Origin of the sequence: Alteromonas portus, assembly GCF_005117025.1 — a bacterium.
GTDB classification, from domain to species: Bacteria; Pseudomonadota; Gammaproteobacteria; order Enterobacterales; family Alteromonadaceae; genus Alteromonas; species Alteromonas portus.
In genome coordinates this window covers 26,751-45,151 of sequence record NZ_SWCO01000010.1, presented here as the reverse complement: position 1 = coordinate 45,151, position 18,401 = coordinate 26,751, and the positions used below count along the sequence as shown (strand labels likewise).

The window sequence follows — 18,401 nt, the reverse complement described above, 5'->3', positions numbered from 1 at the left end:
CAACGTATAAAGTCGTATGTGTGTAGTAAGGCGGTAGTAAGGTGACAGTGGCATGAAATTAGTTGTTATTGGCAATTGCCAGGCTAGGCCCCTTGCTAACTATATCGAAAAGCTTGTACCAACCATAAGCGTAACGGCTACGCCAATCGTTCATTTATTGAAAGATAGCGATGAGGCGGAATATCGCGACGCGCTAAACGATGCCAATGTTATTGTTACGCAAATGATTTCAGACGCTTACCCATGCAAGTTTATTCGAACCAGTGAAATAAAGCGTTTATACGGCGATAAAACTCATACCATAGTAAATCTTTACTTTAGCGGTTTTACCCCCGACTTAATTTACATTCGCCACCCTGAAGTAACCACCCTAAGAGGGCCTCTTGGAGAATATCACAATAAAACTATTCTTGACGGCTGGCTGCTTGGTATAAGTCAGCAGCAAGTTGTGGGCTGGCTATCAGACCCTTTTTACAACAAACAAGAGTATGGTAAAGAAGATCAAAAGTCGCTTGACGAACTGAAAGCAAGAGATGCAGCAGTAGATATAAAAATTTCAGATTTCATAGAGTCGACCCGCAAGCAATCGAGAACTTTCTTCACTTTCAATCACCCTGCTTCGGTATTGTTAATCGAGTACGCAAAACGAATCTGCGAGCGGATAGTAGGTGAAAGAGGAAGTGATACCGCTATAAACTCACAGTTAGAGCCGTTAAACCAGCTTATTCCCCTTGTTCCCCCTGGCATTCAATGTGTTGAAGTTAGTAGAAAGGAATCCAAAGGTACGAACGTGCTATCAATAGACGGGCCCAATGTAGAGCTAGGTGGAACTGCAACGTTCACCAACGAAGAGTTAGTATCTCAGTTCTACGCTATCTACGAACAAAATGCAGCATTTTTAAGATCGAAGTATGACACCTAATACTATTGTTCAGTACTGGAATACGCCAGAATTACCAAACGATATTGCAGAATTAGTAGAAACATGGAAGAACCACAACCCTTCAATGGAACACAAGCTGTTTGGGTATGAAGAAGCCTGTGCGTTTATAGGCCAGCATTACAATAGTGAAGTAGAAAGCCTATTCAAGTTAGCGGCACTTCCTGCCATGCAGTCTGACATATTTCGTGTAGCCTATTGTTTAGAAATGGGTGGGTTTTATGTTGATTGCGGTATTAAATGTAAGGCGCCTATACAGCCTTTGTTGTCTAGTGATTTACTACTTTTAGTTAGAAAGTGGCATGGCGGTATTATGAACGGTGCAATAGGGTGTCGGGCTGGTCATCCCGCACTAGAGTGGATTTGGAATCGTATTTTAAAAAACTTGAAAGAGCGCAATAGTAATGATGTCTGGCGTTTAACAGGGCCATTGTCGTTTAATCAAATGGTAGAAAGTGGCGAGTTTGAAAATAGCTTAAACATTGTGGAACAGGCGGCTACCAAACCCTTCTTTGACATTGTTAATGAGCTAGAACACAAAAAAAAGCACTGGTCTAAAGAGCAAGAAAAGCGAAGCGTGTTTTCAGATGAAGCAGTAAGCGAAGAAACCAATGTTTTGCAAAAACCTGCTCCAGTTCAGAAAACTGATACATCGCTTCCAAGCTCCGAAGTTAAACCATTTACCGCTAGAGACAGTGTTGACACTTCAAATTGCCAAGTGACTATAAGCGGGGGATTTGTTAAAGAAAACGTAAGCCGCTTAGTTATGAACGTAAGCGGAATTGTACTTACATCAGGCGAGAGCAAACCGTTTCCTATCATTGTTAATAAGCGTGGAGATAGAGCGGAAGTAGAATTCTATGCGCCATTGCCTCATCGCTACTTCCCTCTGCGTCAGTTTGTCACAAGTGGTAATAACGGCGTTACCGACTACATGCTAGTAATGCCCGAAAATACTGAAAATAGTGCGTTCTACAAGCTTTCAACCACCGATCAATCCGATTTGATAACTATACTAATGCAGCTGCACATAGCGTTATCGAAACAACAGGCTGTGTTCGAAAATAACGTAATAGAAACCACTATTGGTGGCTTAGAAATGTGGTGCCAAACAATTGAATCGCTTATTGCCAGGTTATCAGAAGTAAAAACAAAAGAAGTAGGCACTAGCGACACTAGTAGTGCCGATGTAAAAATAGCGGTTAAGAAACTAGCTTTAATAACTAAAACTGACGCCAACAACGCACCCAATAACAAGTTAGCCCTCAGTGGCGAGGCTAACATTGACGGGGCTGCAGAACCTACATTTTTTAATGTGCTTTTGTCAGCAGACAGTAAAGTAAATAACGTATTATCAGTTAATGTTGACAACCCAGCATTAAAGTTACGTACAGTAGAGTTAACTCAAGCAATCGCAGAAAAAATACACAAAACTGATTGTAAGGGTAAAACCCCTCAATATTCGCTAGAACGCTGGTACTTTGCAATAAAGAGCTTTGTTAATGAAAATGGCTAGTAGCAAAACAGTAAGTTCATCTTTGAGCAGCATAATTAAGGAATTTTAAGTGGGTCAAACGTTAGTTATTGCACCTAATGAAAACTTGTTCACTTATGCAGGTATTCAGGGTGAAGAAAAAGAACACCAAAGTCAGCAAGGGGCACTCGCTCTAAGCCTAGATTGGTCGGAAGAACAGGAATCGCAAAGCAATGCTGCTGGTTTTATAAAAAGCGTTGTTAATGCAGCCGCGCCAAACCTAAATATAGCGATAAAGCAGGCAGGTGAAGATATAAGCAAGGCACAATCGATTACAGCATTGCTTGTTTCGCCAGAAGCTTATGTGGTTGCGCTGTTTGCGAGTAAACCTGTAAAAGAAGCTGAATTATCTACGGCCTTAGAAAACTGGAACAATTACTTCAAAGCTTTACAGCAGCATCAGTACTTATTTGGCGAGCAATTTTGTATCAAATTGTTAAGTAATTCTGTGTTGTCAAACGAGCAGCAAGCACTAGCTCAAACAGTGCGTTGTGCGCTTAAAGATAATATTAAAACAAATGAAATACTGCAGCAGTTCGAAGGTTTTAGCGTAGATGATAATACTGAGTCGTGGGCTAAAGTTGTGCACTTTAGTTTGCAGCAGTATCAAAGCCTTATAAGTGCAAAGAATGAAAATGCAAAGAATGAGTCTTTATTAAATGCCGCTAAAAACGAAAAAGAAGGCATTGAAAAAGCGCTTAAAGAACAGCACGAGGAAGTGAAGTTAAATAAGCAAAAAATTCAAGTTCTTCAAGGCGAGTTAGAAACAAAGTTAACCGAAGCTAAAAAGAACCAAGCTGCTATTGCCGAACTAACACAGCAAAACCGCGATATTAATTCTGAATTAGCGCAGGCTAGTGGGGAAAACAAAGCACTTGTAGCTGAAAGCAATAAACAAAAAAGCGAGAATGAACTGCTAGTGCTTCAAATTCAGCAGTTGCAAGAAGAGCTAGAGGTTGTTTTTACTGATGCCGAAAATAGCAAAGTTACAATTGCCGACTTAGAAGTTAAGTATGCCGACATCAATCGCCAGTTGGCCGAGGCTAATGCTGAAAAGCAAAACCTAGTTCAAGAAAGCAAAGCTAACGCAGATGAAAACGCGCTGTTACAACTTCAAATTCAACAGCTTCAAGAAGAATTAGAAGTAACCTTTTCAAAACTAACGCAGGTGCAACAGCAGTTAGAAAACGTAGAGAAAACGAATACGCAATTAAAAGCTGCAACGAAAGAAAAACAGCCAGACCCTGAGGTTGTTAATACGTTAAAAGAAAAATTGTTGGCTGCAGAAGATGAGAACGCGCTCTTAGTATTGCAAATAAGCCAATTGCAAGAAGAGCTAGAAAGTATTTATGTACAATTCGAAGAACATAAAAATACAAGCGCAGGCCTAATAAATAAGCTAGAGGCTAAGTTGTCAAATTCAGAAGATAATGGGCCAGCATTAAGGAAAGAGTTAGAAAACGCTATGAGTGAACAGGAACTATTACACTTACAAATAAAGCAGCTTCAAGAAGAGCTAGAGTTTTATTTTACTGAATACCAAAAACTAAAGGGCGAGTCACCCGATAATAAAGCCCTTAGTGAATTTAAGAGCAAAATAGAGGAGCGCTTCCCACATCTGGTACTAAGTGAAGGGGTAACCTTAACCGGTAGTGCAAATCAAAAAGATTTGCAACGCATAACTGCTCGTTTCACTCAAGTAGAGCACGCCGACAAACACTGGAATGCATTTTCTGTAATTGTTAACGACAGAAAAGGTGTACTAGACGTTGAGTTTCATGCACCAGACAACAAACGTGTTTATCCTTTATCAAAATTCGTTAAAACGGGCAGCAATAAAGTGTGCGACTTTTCGCTACTTAGTCCATTTACTGATGCGGGCAAAAAAGCGTTGGCAGAGCTATCAGCAGAAGATCACCTATTGCTTATAGGAATAGTTGAGGAACTACAAACTAAACTTCAGCAAAGCGACGTGCAACGTACAGATGCCACCGCAAATCTAGATATTGCCCCATGGCCAGAAAAGCTATTAAAACTTTCAACTGCACTAAAAAAGCTTACGCCCAGCCCAGCACCAAAACCGCTTAACTTTAAAAAGCTAAGCCTTAAACAAAACATGGTAGGCGCTACAAACGAGCATTTACTTATTTGTATTGAAAACTTACAAGCAGCCGACATTAGCTACCCCGCTTTCGATATTAAAGTTGGCGCAAAGCAAATAAAAGATAAAGTATTCACCGAATACGGAAGCCTAGAGTTTAGAGAACTTGCTAACAACCAAGCACCACTGGCTAGCTGGCCGCCCGCAACAGAAGACAAGTGGGGGCTAAAACTAGTACTTGATTTACCCGTACAGCTAAACGAGCAGCAGCAAAACGCAATCGACAGCTTAAAAGAAGAAGACAAGTTGTTCATAAAGGAGCTGCTAACCAAGCTAGCTGACAGGCTTCATACGCTCGACCGTAAAAAGCTTAAAGTGAACCAGCCGCTTGAAAACTGGCAGAAGCTGATATCAGGTATGGTTGCAAAGTTCTAAAAGAACGTAAGGAGGGGCTATGAGTGATTTATTACAAATAGTGAAAGGGCTGTCGATGCAACCCAAGTGCGTGTTAGTTCTTGGTGCACGTACTGAAGCTATGCTTAATTGGTTGTTTTCTTTAACAGCAACACAAGTTGTTTTGGTAGAGCCAGAACCAGCAATTTTTGAAAAAGCCACAGCTCTATATAGTGCTAAAGGCAAGCCCGAGAGCATGCTAATAAAGCACGGCGTACCAGAGTTTGAAGCTAAGCAGAAAAGCATGCGCTATTTTGTTTCAAATGTGCCAGGCTATTCTTCTGTACTCCCCCCTAATGTGATTAAAAGTATTCGACCTGCACTGGAATATACTGAACAAGATGCCGCAGTTATTGAGCTGCAGCCTTTGCTACAGCAGTTTGATATTTCAGAAAGCCGCCCTTGCTTGATGATCTCGCAGCTTAACGGTGCAGAGCAGCAATGTTTGAACAGTCAAATATTAAATGCCTTCACCCATGTTGTAATTCAAAGTTCATTTAAACCAATTTTTGGTGAAAGTAAGCCAGTAGAAAATTTTAAAAAAGAGCTTGCAGAAAGCGGACGAGATTACCTTGCATTAGCTGAATCTATGCCACCGTACTCCAATTTCGTGGCGACTAAAAAAGTAAATGCTAAGCAAGCACTGGACTACTTTAGCCAAAGGCAACAGCATAGAGAAATTAAAATAGCGCTAGAGAATCAGTTAAATGCCTCTCAGACCGATGCTAAAAAAGTTGATGAAGAGCTACAGCAGACCAAGCAACAGTTGCAAGCGGCTAAACAACAAAGTGAAGAAAAACAAAAGCAGTTAGGCGATGAATTGCGACAGGCTAAAGAGCAACTGCAAACTGTGAAACAGCAGAGTGAAGAGAAGCAAAAGCAGTTAGGCGGCGAATTGCAGCAGGCTAAAGAGCAGCTGCAAATAGTGCAAAAGCAAGCTGAGGATAGCCTGAAACAGTTGCAAGAAGAAATGCAGCATACAAATCAAAAGCTTTTGGAAGAAAGAAATCAAGAGCACCATTGGCATAATGAGCATAAAAAGTGGGCAGAAAGTTTAAATAGAGAAAAAGAAGAGCTTGTAAAAAGCAATGAAAAACTTACTAATCGGTTGTCGGAAAGCCAGTCTGAAAAAGAAATGCTGGCTGCTGAAATTGAGAAGATAAAACAGCGAGAAAGCAAGCTTACAACATCAGTAGAAGTAAACGCTAAACTAATTTTGAAAATGCAGCTCGACTCTGATGATTTACGAACTAAGTATGCGCAGAAAACACAGTCTGAAAAAGAGTTAAGGCAACTTATAGGGGAGTTGCATAGCAAGTTGCAGCAAGCGGCTAATTTTTACCATCAATTAGAAAATAAACATCCGGAAATTCTATTGGGAAGCGACAACATTGACTAATAGAAAGCAACATAGCTTAAAGGTTTTGGCCGAGCTAAATAACGCGCTCAGCCTTTTAGAGGAAAAGTTCGATGTGTCTGCTGCACCTAGCAGTTCTGTACAAGGTTCTACAGAACTAGAAATTAAAGAGGCCGAGGGACTGTTAGGCCGGTGCGCTAATGAATTAAATGAAAATGCAAAGCCAAAACTCCGTATTATTCACCATTTAGCTTGTAGTGGTGGAACTTTAATTTCTAAGTGCTTATCAGCCTTGCCAAATGTATATTTATTAAGTGAGGTTCACCCGCACACAAGCCTAGCACTTGATGTAAACAAGCCGAGGTACTCGCCTACCGATATTTCGTCTTTGGCTAAGTATGCAAACATTCCTTTTGCGAATGAGTTGGCAGACAAAATCTTTAAGCAGTCTATTATCGCCGCTTATGAACACGTCGAAAGTTTAGGTGGTACCTTGGTGCTTCGCGATCATACACATGCCGACTTTCATACGTCTGATGAAATTCCACAGCGCAGTACAGTAGTTACTTTACTAGAAGAGCATTTCAACATTCAGTCAATTTTAACAGTGCGTGACCCAATAGATTCTTACTCATCACTAGTTAAGAACGGTTGGGTACATTTTGAGCCTAAAAGCTTCGACGAATATTGCCGTCGATTACTGATCCTTCTAGAGCAATTTTCAGCAGATCAGATCTTTAGCTATGAACTATTTTCCTCAGAACCTCAAGCTCAAGTTTCTGCAATTTGCCAGAAACTTGAGTTGCCCTTTGATGAAGCTTTCGAAAGCATTTTCTCACTGTTCAACGTAACGGGTGACAGTGGAAGAAAGTCAGATGCTATTAGCGCGCGCGAAAGAATAGCGCCTCAAACCATAATTGAAGAAAGTGAAAAATCTTCGTTTTACCAAAAATTTAAAGAAAAATATCACATAACCATTTAATGCTTATATGTTTATAAGGGAACACCATGTTGCACAAAAAGTTTTTGCTTGCTAAAGCTGAGATAGAAGCAGAAAACTATAAACTAGCCGAAAAAACGTTAGCTGATATCGCTAAAACTCAGTTATCTGATTCCAGTCAAAATCTTCTTGATGCGCTTTGGCGCAAACTGCCTAATGGTTATAATACTAGTAAAGAGGCGAATGTAGAGTTCTCTGCTGCCAAATTATCGGAGTTAGATAACCAAACGATATACCCAGGTACAAGTATTGTCTCATGTTGTATGAACAGGAACGATAATCTTGCCAAGGCTTTGCGTACATGGGTTAAATTGCCAGTAGACGAAATAATTATTGTAGATTGGTCATCTAATACGCCGGTGGCGGAAACTATCAAAGATATAGCTGATGATCGGATTAAGGTATTGCGCGTTAATGGCGAGAAGAAATGGGTATTAACCTATGGCTTTAATGTGGGTCTTCGGTTTGCAAAATACTCAAAAGTACTTAAGTTTGATGCTGATATTGAAGTGAGTGAAGATTTCTTAGAACTAAATAATTTCAACCAGACTCAGTTTGTTAGAGGCTATTGGAAATCAGCGTTAGATGAGGGCCGCGATTCGCAAATATATGTAAATGGTTCCTTTGGTGCTTACAAAAAGCATTTAAAAGAAATAGGCTATTACAATGAGCTTATAACTACGTACGGCTGGGACGACTCTGATATTTACGAACGCTTAGCTTCCCAATGTGGTTTGGGAACGAAATATTTAAATTTCAGGTCTGTCTTACACTTGGAGCAGGAGGAAAGCACAAGAACTGCCCACCAAGATGTTTCTAACTCTGATTTTCTTGGTATGGTCCCCGCTACCGAATTTAATAATCACAGAAATAAGTACATTGGAAGAACTACTGATTACTGGAATTTGAGTAGACTGCAAAATTACCGAATTGAGCAAGTCAATGCGAATTTATGGCAATTAGAAAGAATTACAAGCTCAATTCAATTACCTGAATATATCGTTGAACAGGCGAACATGTTTGCTGCCATTCATTATTTGTGGCACAGGCGCCCCGATACTATTCAGAAAAGTATCTCGCATACAGACCTTGCACAATTTCTGCTTTTTGAATATAGCGAAAATATAAATTTTGAGGTTACTCAGGTATTTTTGGGTGAGTTGGATAAAAAGCATGAGTTGATGTGTTTTGATGGTTCTGCCCCATTGCGTAACTTTTTGAAAAGTGGCATTGATACTGCTCGCTCACAAAAAATACCGGTTTATGTTCTAATCGAGTCAGATACACTTATTCATAAGCGAATTGGCGATATTAACGGCTTTGTTGAAGTTATTGCACTTCCCCCTCAGTTGCTTAAAGCGGTGTTGTTTCAGCGCGATGCCAATAGCTTGAAAGATATCATTGTAGAAAGAAGCACGGCTGTACCTTCAGCTGATGTTATCGCTACAGTAGATGAGCTCTTTAAAGCTAAAGTATATGTAGATGCACAACACGGCCTTGGGAATAGGCTTCGTGCAATTGGCTCGGCTGCAGCGATTGCTGAAAGAACTGGTAGAGAACTTGTTATCGTTTGGGAGGCAGATCATCACTGTGAATGTGAATTCGCTGATTTGTTTGATTACAAAGGCACAGTGATAAATAAGTCTTTTGTAAGTGAAGCTGCAAAGTACATGGACTTATTTAATTACATGGAAATAGAAGCCGGTGCACAAAAAGATAAGTTAATAGAAGTAAACGAAGAAAGGCATTTGTATTTAAGAGCAGCGTACACATTTAATTCTCCCTTTTCAGACTGGGAAGCTGAGAATAAATTTATAAAAGCGCTAGCACCTTCTAAGCAAGTCATGGAGCTTATAAAGCCGTACAATGTAGACGGCTACGTTGCGGCGCATATCCGGATGGAAGCGGGAGCAGGTTTAGATCATAATACTTACGATTCTGTTGAAAACTGGACGCAAGAAGGCCACGATCAGTTGCATTTTTGGCGCGAAAAAAGCCACTATTCAGCTTTTATTAAGCGCATAGACAAATTAATTGAAGAAGACAGCGGATTGAAGCTGTTTGTAGCGACCGACCTACAGGAAACCTACGATATTTTCGAAAAATATTATGGTGACCGATTGGTTTATTTAAAGAGAAACGTATTTGATCGCTCAAAAGAGCAAATAATTTACGCACTTGCAGACGTGCTGTTACTAAGCAAATGTAAAAAGTTGCTAGGTAGTACTTGGAGCTCTTTTAGTGAAGCGGCAATGCGGTTGTCAAATACATATTCAGAAATAGAAATGAGTGGAAAGGATTTTTAAATGAAAAAAATCGGTGTAGTAGGAACGCACGGGCGAATAGACGGGTGTTCTTTCCTTGATACAGAAGAGTTATTAAGAAAAGTTGGAGCTAACACGGGTAATCTGTTGTTTCAATATGCGGTATGCAACTTATTGGACGAAGATTATGTTGTAGTTGGAGAGGATTTGCCTTGGGACGTTAAAACAGTGCAGGACCAGTGTAGAGTGCTGGTTATACCTTCAGCAAACTTTGTAAGAGAGAACTTTGATTTTTCTGGATTTGTCGATTTCTTAGATAAGACTGAATTGCCTGTGGTGTTTTTGGGGCTCGGTGCCCAAGCAAAAAATTATGAGCAAACTGAATTCAATTTTCATGAAAGCATAGATCGACTTTTAGACTTGATAAAGCGCAAGAGTAAAAAGGTTGCGCTTCGAGGCGCGTTTACTGACAAAGTTCTCCGCGAAAGAGGCGTAGACACGGGGGTAATAACTGGATGCCCGACTAATTTTATAAACAAAGATCCCGATTTCATCAATAAACTCAAAATGAAATGGTCTCAAGATGCTTTTTCTTTCGTGGCTACAGGTGATGAGCCATGGCCGAAAGACCTCACTAAGCGTGATGCAGAAAGAAAGATGATTGAATGGGTGGCCAAGGGTAATGGTCTATACCTGCAGCAATCAGTAGAACCATTTATAAAGTACGCTAGACAGCGCAATTTGTATCAAACAGCTGCAGTTCCAGAGCACCATGAAAAAAGCCTAAGAGAGGCTTTGGCACCTCACATGTCCGACGAAGAGTTTAGGGGTTTTGTAGCAACCAAGATGAGACTTTACTACAGCGTCGACCAATGGATGGAGGATTCCGCTCGCGTTGATTTTTCTATAGGTTTAAGGCTACATGGCAATATGGCGGCGTGGCAAAGCGGAACGCCCGCAATATGGGTGTATCATGATTCTAGAACGAGAGAACTTGCTGAAACTATGAATCTCCCTCATCTAAGTCACCTAGAATTTCTAAAAATCAACTCGCTAGCGGAGCTTAGAGAAAAAGTTAATTTCGAATTTGAAAGCTACGATAACACTAGACAAGTACTACGTGAAAATTTGAGTAATGTACTTGAAGCTCATGGCGTTTCTCATAAACTTTGATGTTTTTCTTAAGGGTTGAGTTATGATATCTAATCGTGAGGAATAGGAATGATACTACTCCAGTACGGGATGCAGGGAAGTGCGTCTTCATGGGTTTTTAATGTGCTTAAGCTTCTAGCTGAATCGGAAGGTAGCGACCAAGAAACGCTATTGCAAGTCAGCGGAGCAGGAAAAGTTGCGTGGCGAAAGCTCGAAGGGGCCCGGCTTGATGGTAATAAAAAGCGAGCCAATTATAAGCCTTTCAATTTACAGTCAATCGGTGAGCAGCTTAAAGGTGATGACTATTTAGTTCTTAAGACTCATTCTGATTTTCCAATTAACTGTTTAGATTTGTTAATAGAAGGCAAGCTTAAAGCTTTTTGTACTTCAAGGGACCTAATTGATGCTGCGTATTCAATTTACAAGAAAGGAGAAAAGGCAAGAAGACTTGGAAAAAAGGAATTTTCGCATGTTTCTACAATTGAGCATGCCTTGCAAATAGTTAGGGGAGATTACCTTAAAGCGAAAACTTACTTTGGCTTACCAAATGTAATTAATATAGATTTTGATGAAATTAAAAACCATCCTGAACTATTGACTTGTAAAATTATGGAGTTTGTTGGGGTTGAGTTCAATGAGTCATTAGTTGAGCGTTGTGTTGCTTTGACGCCGAGTAATTATAACAAAGGCCTTTCTGGGGAAGGTCGCCAAAATATCCCTGATGAGCTTGTTAAAGAGTTTTATAAAAATCTACCAATTTAGAATGTGATATCAATGAAAAAAGCACTAATTACCGGTGTAACCGGCCAGGACGGCTCTTACTTAGCCGAGTTTTTATTAGAAAAAGGATATGAAGTTCACGGTATTAAGCGTCGTGCTTCATTGTTTAATACAGAACGTGTTGATCATATTTATGAAGATCCACATGTAGAAAACGCCAACTTCATTTTGCACTATGGTGATTTGACGGATTCTTCAAACCTAATCCGTATTATGCAAGAAGTGCAGCCAGACGAAGTGTATAACCTTGGTGCCCAGTCACACGTTGCGGTATCTTTTGAAGCACCTGAGTACACAGCAGATGTAGATGCTATGGGTACTCTACGCTTGCTAGAAGCTATTCGCTTTTTAGGCCTTGAAAAGAAAACTAAGTTCTACCAAGCGTCTACTTCAGAGCTTTACGGTGAAGTTCAAGAAATTCCGCAGAAAGAAACTACACCGTTTCACCCGCGCTCTCCTTACGCAGTAGCAAAAATGTACGCGTACTGGATTGCGGTTAACTACCGCGAGTCTTACGGTATTTATGCTTGTAACGGTATCTTGTTTAACCATGAATCTCCACGCCGCGGTGAAACGTTTGTTACCCGCAAAATTACTCGTGGTATTGCTAATATTGCTCAAGGTTTAGAGTCTAAGCTTTACTTAGGCAACATGGATGCACTTCGCGACTGGGGCCATGCTAAAGATTACGTACGTATGCAATGGATGATGTTACAACAAGATAAACCTGAAGATTTTGTTATTGCTACAGGTAAACAGATTTCGGTTCGTGAATTTGTACGTATGTCAGCAGCGAATGCAGGTATTACTGTTGAATTCACTGGCGAAGGCGTAAAAGAAGTGGCAACTGTAACAGAGGTCGATAGCGAAATTGCACCGGGTGTGAAAGTGGGTGACGTTATTGTAGAAGTAGACCCACGTTACTTCCGCCCTGCAGAAGTAGAAACACTACTAGGCGACCCTACAAAGGCAAAAGAAAAGCTAGGATGGGTACCTGAAATTACCGTTGAGGAAATGTGCGCAGAAATGGTTGCACACGACCTTGGTAAAGCAAAACAACATGCACTATTGAAGAAGCATGGTTATTCGGTTGCTGTAGCTAAAGAATAGACATTTCTTGCCGCTAAGCTTTAGATAAAGGCGACTTATGTCGCCTTTATCTATTTCATTACCCAACAATTTATGTTTTTATCAATTTTTGAATATGGTTATAAGCTTCTAGCTGGATATATAAGCCAAAGTCGCTTGCTGTTAAGGAATAATAAGTAATGCAAGATAACGTTTCTTTGTTTCTTGGGGCGTTTCCCAGAGTCTATTGTTTATCATTGCCCTCTAGCGCAGAGCGACGTGGTTATATGGAACGCTTCATCGAGCAATATGAACTAAGTAATCTAGAATTCATCGATGCTGCCACGCCAGAAAGTGATGACGTAAAAACGCTATACAAAGAATCCAAAGTACACACGTTCCCAACTTGCTTCAGATGCGGAAATTTAGAATGTGGTGATAGTAGTTGTAATAACACATTGATTCCCGTTCAGGTAGCTACATTTGCAAGTTATATTCGGGTGTTGAAAGCCTTTTTAGCTAGCAGCGAAGAATATGCCTTATTTATTGAAGATGACATTAAGCTTACCGAACGTGCAAATGTGTTATGCCAACAGGCGATTTCAAATGACTGGGTTAGCGAGTCAAAACTTCAACAGAGTGAACCCGCTTTAGTACAGTTTGGCTGGGCGTTATGTGATGATCATAAAAGTGATAAAGAACCGAACTTGTCGGATTTTCTTGGGAAAATGTCAAACCCCGCTTTTGCACTGAATAAAGCCATGGCAGAAGAGATATTGGCGCGTTTCGAGAAGGTAGACACCACAGTCGACATATTCATTCACAGAATATGCGCAAATACTTCAAATGCTAAAACCTTTTACCCTCCTTTATTTTACGAGATGAGCTGGAGCACGGGTGAAGTAGAGTCAACAATTCATCCAAAGCCAATAAGACTATCCTATCTTGAGGCAAATGGTGGAAAGCCTGAAGAGATAGAGCAGGCTACCAATGCGTTAATTCAACATAAAAAGCATACTGATGTATACCCGCTTCTTATAATCGGCCACCCTAGGTGTGGTTCAGGTTACAGTGCGTCACTTTGCCAAGCTATTGGACTAAAAATTGGCCACGAGAAACTAGAAGATGATGGTATTTGCTCGTGGATGTTTGCTACAGAAGATGATTGCCCATGGGCGCTGAATGATGGTGCGCGCTCAAGACGCTTTAAATATTTTAGGCATGTCGCTATGCATGTGAGAGACCCTCGCACTGCTGTCGCAAGTATTATGAGAGAAAATAAACATGCTCCCGTGTCATATGAATTCCGGAAAAAGCATATAAAGCTGCGTTGTGGGGTTGATTTAGATAGTTTCGAAAGTGAGTTTTCAAGGGCTGTTGCGAGCTATATTTACTGGAATAAGCTAGTTTTGGAGCAGAAACCGAATGTTGTATTTCGTGTTGAAGATGAAGCAGACAAGTTAGTTGGTTATATAGAAACAAACTGCGAGGTGAAACTGCCAGCGAACATTGAATACCCTCACAAAGCTATCAACTCTAATAAAAGATATCAGGGCAAGACAGTGGAAAAGCCAACTGTTGATTTTGAAAAATTTTCATCGCTGCCAGAAAAACTAAAAAATGAGCTTAATTTGCAATGCGTTTATTTTGGCTACCGCGATTTTGTATAGTTGTTAAGTGATATTCAACTCTAAAGTGTAGGATTAATTTTACCGTTTTGAACTGCTTAAAATTACTCGTAGTAGATATAGTTTGAATTCACTATCGTATCGTTGAGTAGCAGTTAAAAAAAGAACCTCTACATTGAGAGTATTAGTCTGAGCAGTAGGTACTTCAAGGCTACGACACATAACTGTATTAATAGTTAGCAAAACTATAAAGAGAAATACTTTGAAAAATATTGGTTTATCTCAAAGCATAAATGAAATAGAGCGCCTTACAAGTCAGGCAGTAAGAGCTAGAGACAAAATTAGCAGTTTAACCATGTTTGACCAAGACGCAGAGTTTATTTCGCTAGGTTTTAATTGCAGTACTGCTCACTATTTAAGAGAGATCGGACTAAGAAAGGCAGCATTTCCATTTGACTGGGTATTCGCTAGCCCAGAGATAATTATTGATGCATGTAATGACTCATTTAATGCATTTATGGATAAGGCTCAATGGAGCCAACATCCCAATGTAAACGCTGTGACGCACAAGCGCTACCATGAGTATTTCTTTACACATAAGGACCCCCTTAATATTCCAGCCGACTTCGACTACTATCGAAGAGCTTCTGATAGATTCATAGAAAGTTTGAATTCAGATAAGCAACTTTGTTTTGTTATTACGCCCATTACAGAGCCTGAGAAACGTCAAAGGTGGGCTCAGGGCTTTACGCAAATTGTAAAGCGTCCCTCACTCACTGGAGTTGCATCAGTTTGGGAGTTAATTCGCCATTTAAAATCATTGCATAACAACTCAAAATTTATTGTTGTCGAGCATTATACACAGAGAGCCTTGGAAGCATCGGTCCTTGATATACAAAAAGATCTAGTACACTTACGCTTTTGTGCCGGCGGGGAAAGTAGCGGAAAAAAATTTATCGAAGAATATGACGATCACAGTTTCAAAATCATGCTTTCCGGTCTAAATGGAAATTTAAATTAACCTAAGGCGAAATAAATTGATAGTTTTGCACGAACCAAAAATAATAGTGCTTAAGGCTAGAAAAGTCGCGAGTACCTCATTTGAAATAGCGTTGTCTAAGTTTGCTACAGAGAATTCCATAATTACACCAATTACGGAAAACGATGAAAATATAAGAAAGGAATTGGGATTTCGAGGGCCACAAAACTATAAGTATACTGATGGTGAATCTTTAGTTATTGATAACCCTAAAGACTCTAAAAAATTTCATGACGAAAGAGACTCGTTTAAATTCTATAATCATATTTCAGCTGAAAATGCTAAGTGCCGATTAGGCAATGTAATTTGGAATAGCTATACTAAAATTTCCATCATAAGAAACCCTTTTGAATACACAGTCAGCATTTATTTTTTTCTATTGAGTATGCAGGGAAAGCAACCGCAAGATGTCAATTTTGAGCAGTGGTGTTTAGCTAACCAAGATAAGTTATCGCTCAATGATGATATTTACAATATAGCTGGGAAAAATGTAATTGATATTATGCTTAATTATGAGCGACTGCGAGAGGATGTTTGTCTTCTTGAAAGCCGTTTCGGGCCACTAAAAGGTCTCGCGGATACATTTAGAGGAATAACTGCTAAGGCCAAAATAAGGCCGGAATATGCCACAGTAAAATATATGTTTGGGCAGGCGCCTAAAGCTCGTGATTTTATTGCTGACTTGCATTCAGAAAGTATTAACAAATACAAATTCAAAATTCCCTAAATCTGTAGATCGGATATAATAATCTAGTGTAATATTCATAATTTTTCATAGGGAAACGCTTAATTTAAAGTTTTTTGTCTATTGAAAGTAATTAGCTACAAGCTTAACAAATATTTTTCAGAGCTAAGAGGAACGGTTTCCCCCTGCTAGTAGATACCACGAGAATCTTTGTTCTAAATTTCTGTCTAGAAGCGAGTTAGTCAATTCGCCTTTACTTCCTTAGGATAAGCTAAAGTAGCTGCGTGCTTATCTGTCAATCGAGATCTAAGTTTAGTGGTAAAGCTGTATTAGTTCACAACTAGCTAGGAAAAGAGTTAGGTGCAGATCTATTTCGGCATTTTATCTTAAACTGTCTTCGGTGATTAGCTGCACGCCCTTGATTGTGGAGCTAATTTCAAATTGGTCAATGGGTTAAGTTAGTCACTCAATTTAATAATAGTGTTTCTTAATCTCGTGCTTACCCTCGTTATTAATTGCCAATAACTAACTTGTAATTTTTGAGACTGGAGTTACCGGACTTACACATTATTTCTATTCCCGATTAGTGATTTTTTATTATATCAGTAGTACAATAATTGAACAGCTGGTGACAGAGGTACGCTTATTCACATTCATGGAGCGAAGGATGGAACAAGAAGAAAATCTACGTGAATTAGAACCGCAAATATTACGTCTAGAGAAAAAATTAGCCAGTATTTCACGGCAGATAGAATTCGAAAAAGAAAGGCTTAAAATTCCCGCATATAAGGATCCAAGGTTTTGGGGAGGTGTAATTGGGCTGCCTCTACTTATATGCACTGGGTGGTTGGCAGATTCCTTATCTGACAATATAGAGGCCCTAAGGTTGCTACATAAAGGATTAGGAACAGAAATTGCCCTTGAATCGGCTTTAAATGATGAAAATGAGAGTACTATAAAAGCCGCTGTATCTAAGCTTTCAAAAAAGAATGCTCAAAAACTATTTCTTGAAACATTTCAGCTAGGTACAGAGCACTTCAATATTTTATCGGATCTTGAAGAATGCGATGACGGCAGAAGCTTTCAACGCTTAAAAGAAAATGATGAAAGCATTGTCTGCTTCAGTGACAACAAATCTACGACAGTAAATATTCCCAGAACAGAAACTACATATCTAAACTTCAGGCTAGCGGTAATATTTCAGAAAACGACTTTTAAGTTGCCTGAAGACTCTATATCGTCTCAGTATATAGAAACGAGCGGTGAAGCGATTGAAGACAAATTTAATCAGCATATGACTGTTCGGTTGAATGAAGAGCAACTAAATTTTGAATATAAGAGGATACAAGCGGATCATAAATTTGAAGGAAAAACGTTTAAGATGGAAATTTTTGATTCATGTAGTAATCGATTAAGTGGCCCTAAGCCCCACTACAGAGAGAATGTTGCGGACCAATTTCCTGTTGACGTTGTTGAATTTGCTTTAAACACATCAGTTAGCGGTGAATACGAAAAAATAGCTGTATGGCAAGCTTTAGTATTCCTTTTCATTGAATCTTCAGAAACTGAAGGTGATTGCTTCAAGTCTCTTGTGTAATAGAGAAGTCACAGTCAGCAATTCTATACGTTACCAAAGGCCGGGTCAGCGTTTTCGGTTAATATGATTTCCCAGCACCTTTTATTGGTATCGCCCCATTGCTACCAATGAGTTAAAAGACCGCACTTGCCATAAATGAAATAAAAGCAAAACCGAATTCTGAGGTTGTATTGGTCTAAACCTGTAGATGCACATCACAGAAGTGGAAAGTTAATTTGTAATATTTATCTATGTGCGATCATAGGTTCCATATCATTGCCCACTTTGATGTTCCTTTGCTAGATGAAATTTTGGCAGTTCTCCCAGTGATGATTTTTTCCTTCTTCGTTTTTAGCATCTCTGGCAAGGTTATATTTATCACCGCTGATATTTACGCTCCTTACATTGAGCATGCAGGTGTGAGTATCCAGAACCCCGATTGCTTCTAAATCAACCGTATACTTTATGGCTACTCCTCCTCCAATTGGTTGTCCAAACACTCTGGGCGGACTTTTGTATTCGTGGTATTTAGCATATGCTTTAACAATAACTTCATGGTAGCGTTCATCAATAGCATTTATGCTCACTGATGTAATTCTCGAATGACCTCTATTCCCGCACTTCCCAGAACAAGCTTGTGCAATTTTTTCATCGAAAGTAGTTTGCTCAATTACCTGCCTAGTAATATTTTTCGAAAAACTTGAAAACGAAATCGTTAAAAGGGTGAGGGCTAGAAGGCTATGTTGGCAGTATTTTGTGAGCTTCATAGTTAACTCCCTTAAAAACAAAGGTGATTGACTTAGATTATGCTTTAGTCATTTACT

General features: G+C 39.6%; 14 protein-coding genes. 13 read left to right on the top strand and 1 reads right to left on the bottom strand.

Annotated features, from left to right (window positions below; translation table 11 throughout):
• Positions 1-52: 52 nt before the first annotated feature.
• From E5672_RS16950 to E5672_RS16890, 13 genes are all read left to right on the top strand, one after another.
• The gene (locus E5672_RS16950; protein ID WP_136783318.1) at positions 53-922 is read left to right on the top strand and encodes a WcbI family polysaccharide biosynthesis putative acetyltransferase; all 870 of its coding nucleotides are present in this window, start codon (positions 53-55) and stop codon (positions 920-922) included.
• Positions 912-2,456, top strand: a complete 1,545-nt coding sequence (locus tag E5672_RS16945; RefSeq protein ID WP_136783316.1) for a glycosyltransferase family 32 protein — start codon at positions 912-914, stop codon at positions 2,454-2,456. Before E5672_RS16950 ends, E5672_RS16945 begins: the two co-directional genes overlap by 11 nt.
• A 49-nt stretch (positions 2,457-2,505) precedes the next feature.
• A complete protein-coding gene (locus E5672_RS16940) occupies positions 2,506-5,010 on the top strand; it encodes a coiled-coil domain-containing protein (RefSeq protein ID WP_136783315.1) in 2,505 nt (834 codons plus the stop codon).
• 19 nt (positions 5,011-5,029) lie between these two features.
• The gene (locus E5672_RS16935) at positions 5,030-6,427 is read left to right on the top strand and encodes a hypothetical protein (RefSeq protein WP_136783313.1); all 1,398 of its coding nucleotides are present in this window, start codon (positions 5,030-5,032) and stop codon (positions 6,425-6,427) included.
• A complete protein-coding gene (locus E5672_RS16930; RefSeq protein ID WP_161569410.1) occupies positions 6,420-7,367 on the top strand; it encodes a sulfotransferase in 948 nt (315 codons plus the stop codon). Before E5672_RS16935 ends, E5672_RS16930 begins: the two co-directional genes overlap by 8 nt.
• 26 nt (positions 7,368-7,393) lie before the next feature.
• Positions 7,394-9,691: a glycosyltransferase gene (locus E5672_RS16925; RefSeq protein ID WP_136783311.1), complete on the top strand. Its 2,298-nt coding sequence runs from the start codon at positions 7,394-7,396 to the stop codon at positions 9,689-9,691.
• Positions 9,692-10,822 carry a polysaccharide pyruvyl transferase family protein gene (locus tag E5672_RS16920; RefSeq protein WP_136783309.1) on the top strand — a complete coding sequence of 377 codons (1,131 nt, stop codon included), beginning with the start codon at positions 9,692-9,694 and terminating at the stop codon, positions 10,820-10,822.
• 48 nt (positions 10,823-10,870) lie between these two features.
• Positions 10,871-11,563, top strand: coding sequence for a sulfotransferase domain-containing protein (locus E5672_RS16915; protein WP_136783308.1), 693 nt, complete (start codon positions 10,871-10,873; stop codon positions 11,561-11,563).
• Between the two features lie 12 nt (positions 11,564-11,575).
• Positions 11,576-12,691, top strand: coding sequence for a GDP-mannose 4,6-dehydratase (gene gmd / locus E5672_RS16910; RefSeq protein ID WP_136783306.1), 1,116 nt, complete (start codon positions 11,576-11,578; stop codon positions 12,689-12,691).
• Between the two features lie 158 nt (positions 12,692-12,849).
• On the top strand, positions 12,850-14,319 hold the full coding sequence (locus tag E5672_RS16905) for a glycosyltransferase family 25 protein (RefSeq protein WP_136783304.1): 1,470 nt from the start codon (positions 12,850-12,852) through the stop codon (positions 14,317-14,319).
• Between the two features lie 220 nt (positions 14,320-14,539).
• Positions 14,540-15,298: a DUF1796 family putative cysteine peptidase gene (locus E5672_RS16900; RefSeq protein WP_136783303.1), complete on the top strand. Its 759-nt coding sequence runs from the start codon at positions 14,540-14,542 to the stop codon at positions 15,296-15,298.
• A 16-nt stretch (positions 15,299-15,314) separates the two neighbouring features.
• The gene (locus E5672_RS16895) at positions 15,315-16,043 is read left to right on the top strand and encodes a sulfotransferase family 2 domain-containing protein (protein ID WP_161569409.1); all 729 of its coding nucleotides are present in this window, start codon (positions 15,315-15,317) and stop codon (positions 16,041-16,043) included.
• Between the two features lie 625 nt (positions 16,044-16,668).
• A complete protein-coding gene (locus E5672_RS16890; protein ID WP_136783299.1) occupies positions 16,669-17,598 on the top strand; it encodes a hypothetical protein in 930 nt (309 codons plus the stop codon).
• 278 nt (positions 17,599-17,876) lie between these two features.
• On the opposite strand, the gene E5672_RS16885 is transcribed toward E5672_RS16890, so the two are convergent.
• Positions 17,877-18,344 (bottom strand): hypothetical protein, encoded by a 468-nt coding sequence (locus E5672_RS16885; protein WP_136783298.1) that lies wholly within the window; start codon positions 18,342-18,344, stop codon positions 17,877-17,879.
• Between the last annotated feature and the right edge of the window lie 57 nt (positions 18,345-18,401).

What these genes read in the sequence shown, in the direction of transcription:
- E5672_RS16915 (WP_136783308.1), top strand. Translation starts at nt 10,871, where the DNA reads ATGATACTACTCCAGTACGGGATGCAGGGAAGTGCGTCTTCATGGGTT.
- E5672_RS16920 (WP_136783309.1), top strand. Translation starts at nt 9,692, where the DNA reads ATGAAAAAAATCGGTGTAGTAGGAACGCACGGGCGAATAGACGGGTGT.
- gmd (WP_136783306.1), top strand. Translation starts at nt 11,576, where the DNA reads ATGAAAAAAGCACTAATTACCGGTGTAACCGGCCAGGACGGCTCTTAC.
- E5672_RS16950 (WP_136783318.1), top strand. Translation starts at nt 53, where the DNA reads ATGAAATTAGTTGTTATTGGCAATTGCCAGGCTAGGCCCCTTGCTAAC.
- E5672_RS16925 (WP_136783311.1), top strand. Translation starts at nt 7,394, where the DNA reads ATGTTGCACAAAAAGTTTTTGCTTGCTAAAGCTGAGATAGAAGCAGAA.
- E5672_RS16945 (WP_136783316.1), top strand. Translation starts at nt 912, where the DNA reads ATGACACCTAATACTATTGTTCAGTACTGGAATACGCCAGAATTACCA.
- E5672_RS16890 (WP_136783299.1), top strand. Translation starts at nt 16,669, where the DNA reads ATGGAACAAGAAGAAAATCTACGTGAATTAGAACCGCAAATATTACGT.
- E5672_RS16885 (WP_136783298.1), bottom strand. Translation starts at nt 18,344, where the DNA reads ATGAAGCTCACAAAATACTGCCAACATAGCCTTCTAGCCCTCACCCTT.
- E5672_RS16905 (WP_136783304.1), top strand. Translation starts at nt 12,850, where the DNA reads ATGCAAGATAACGTTTCTTTGTTTCTTGGGGCGTTTCCCAGAGTCTAT.
- E5672_RS16935 (WP_136783313.1), top strand. Translation starts at nt 5,030, where the DNA reads ATGAGTGATTTATTACAAATAGTGAAAGGGCTGTCGATGCAACCCAAG.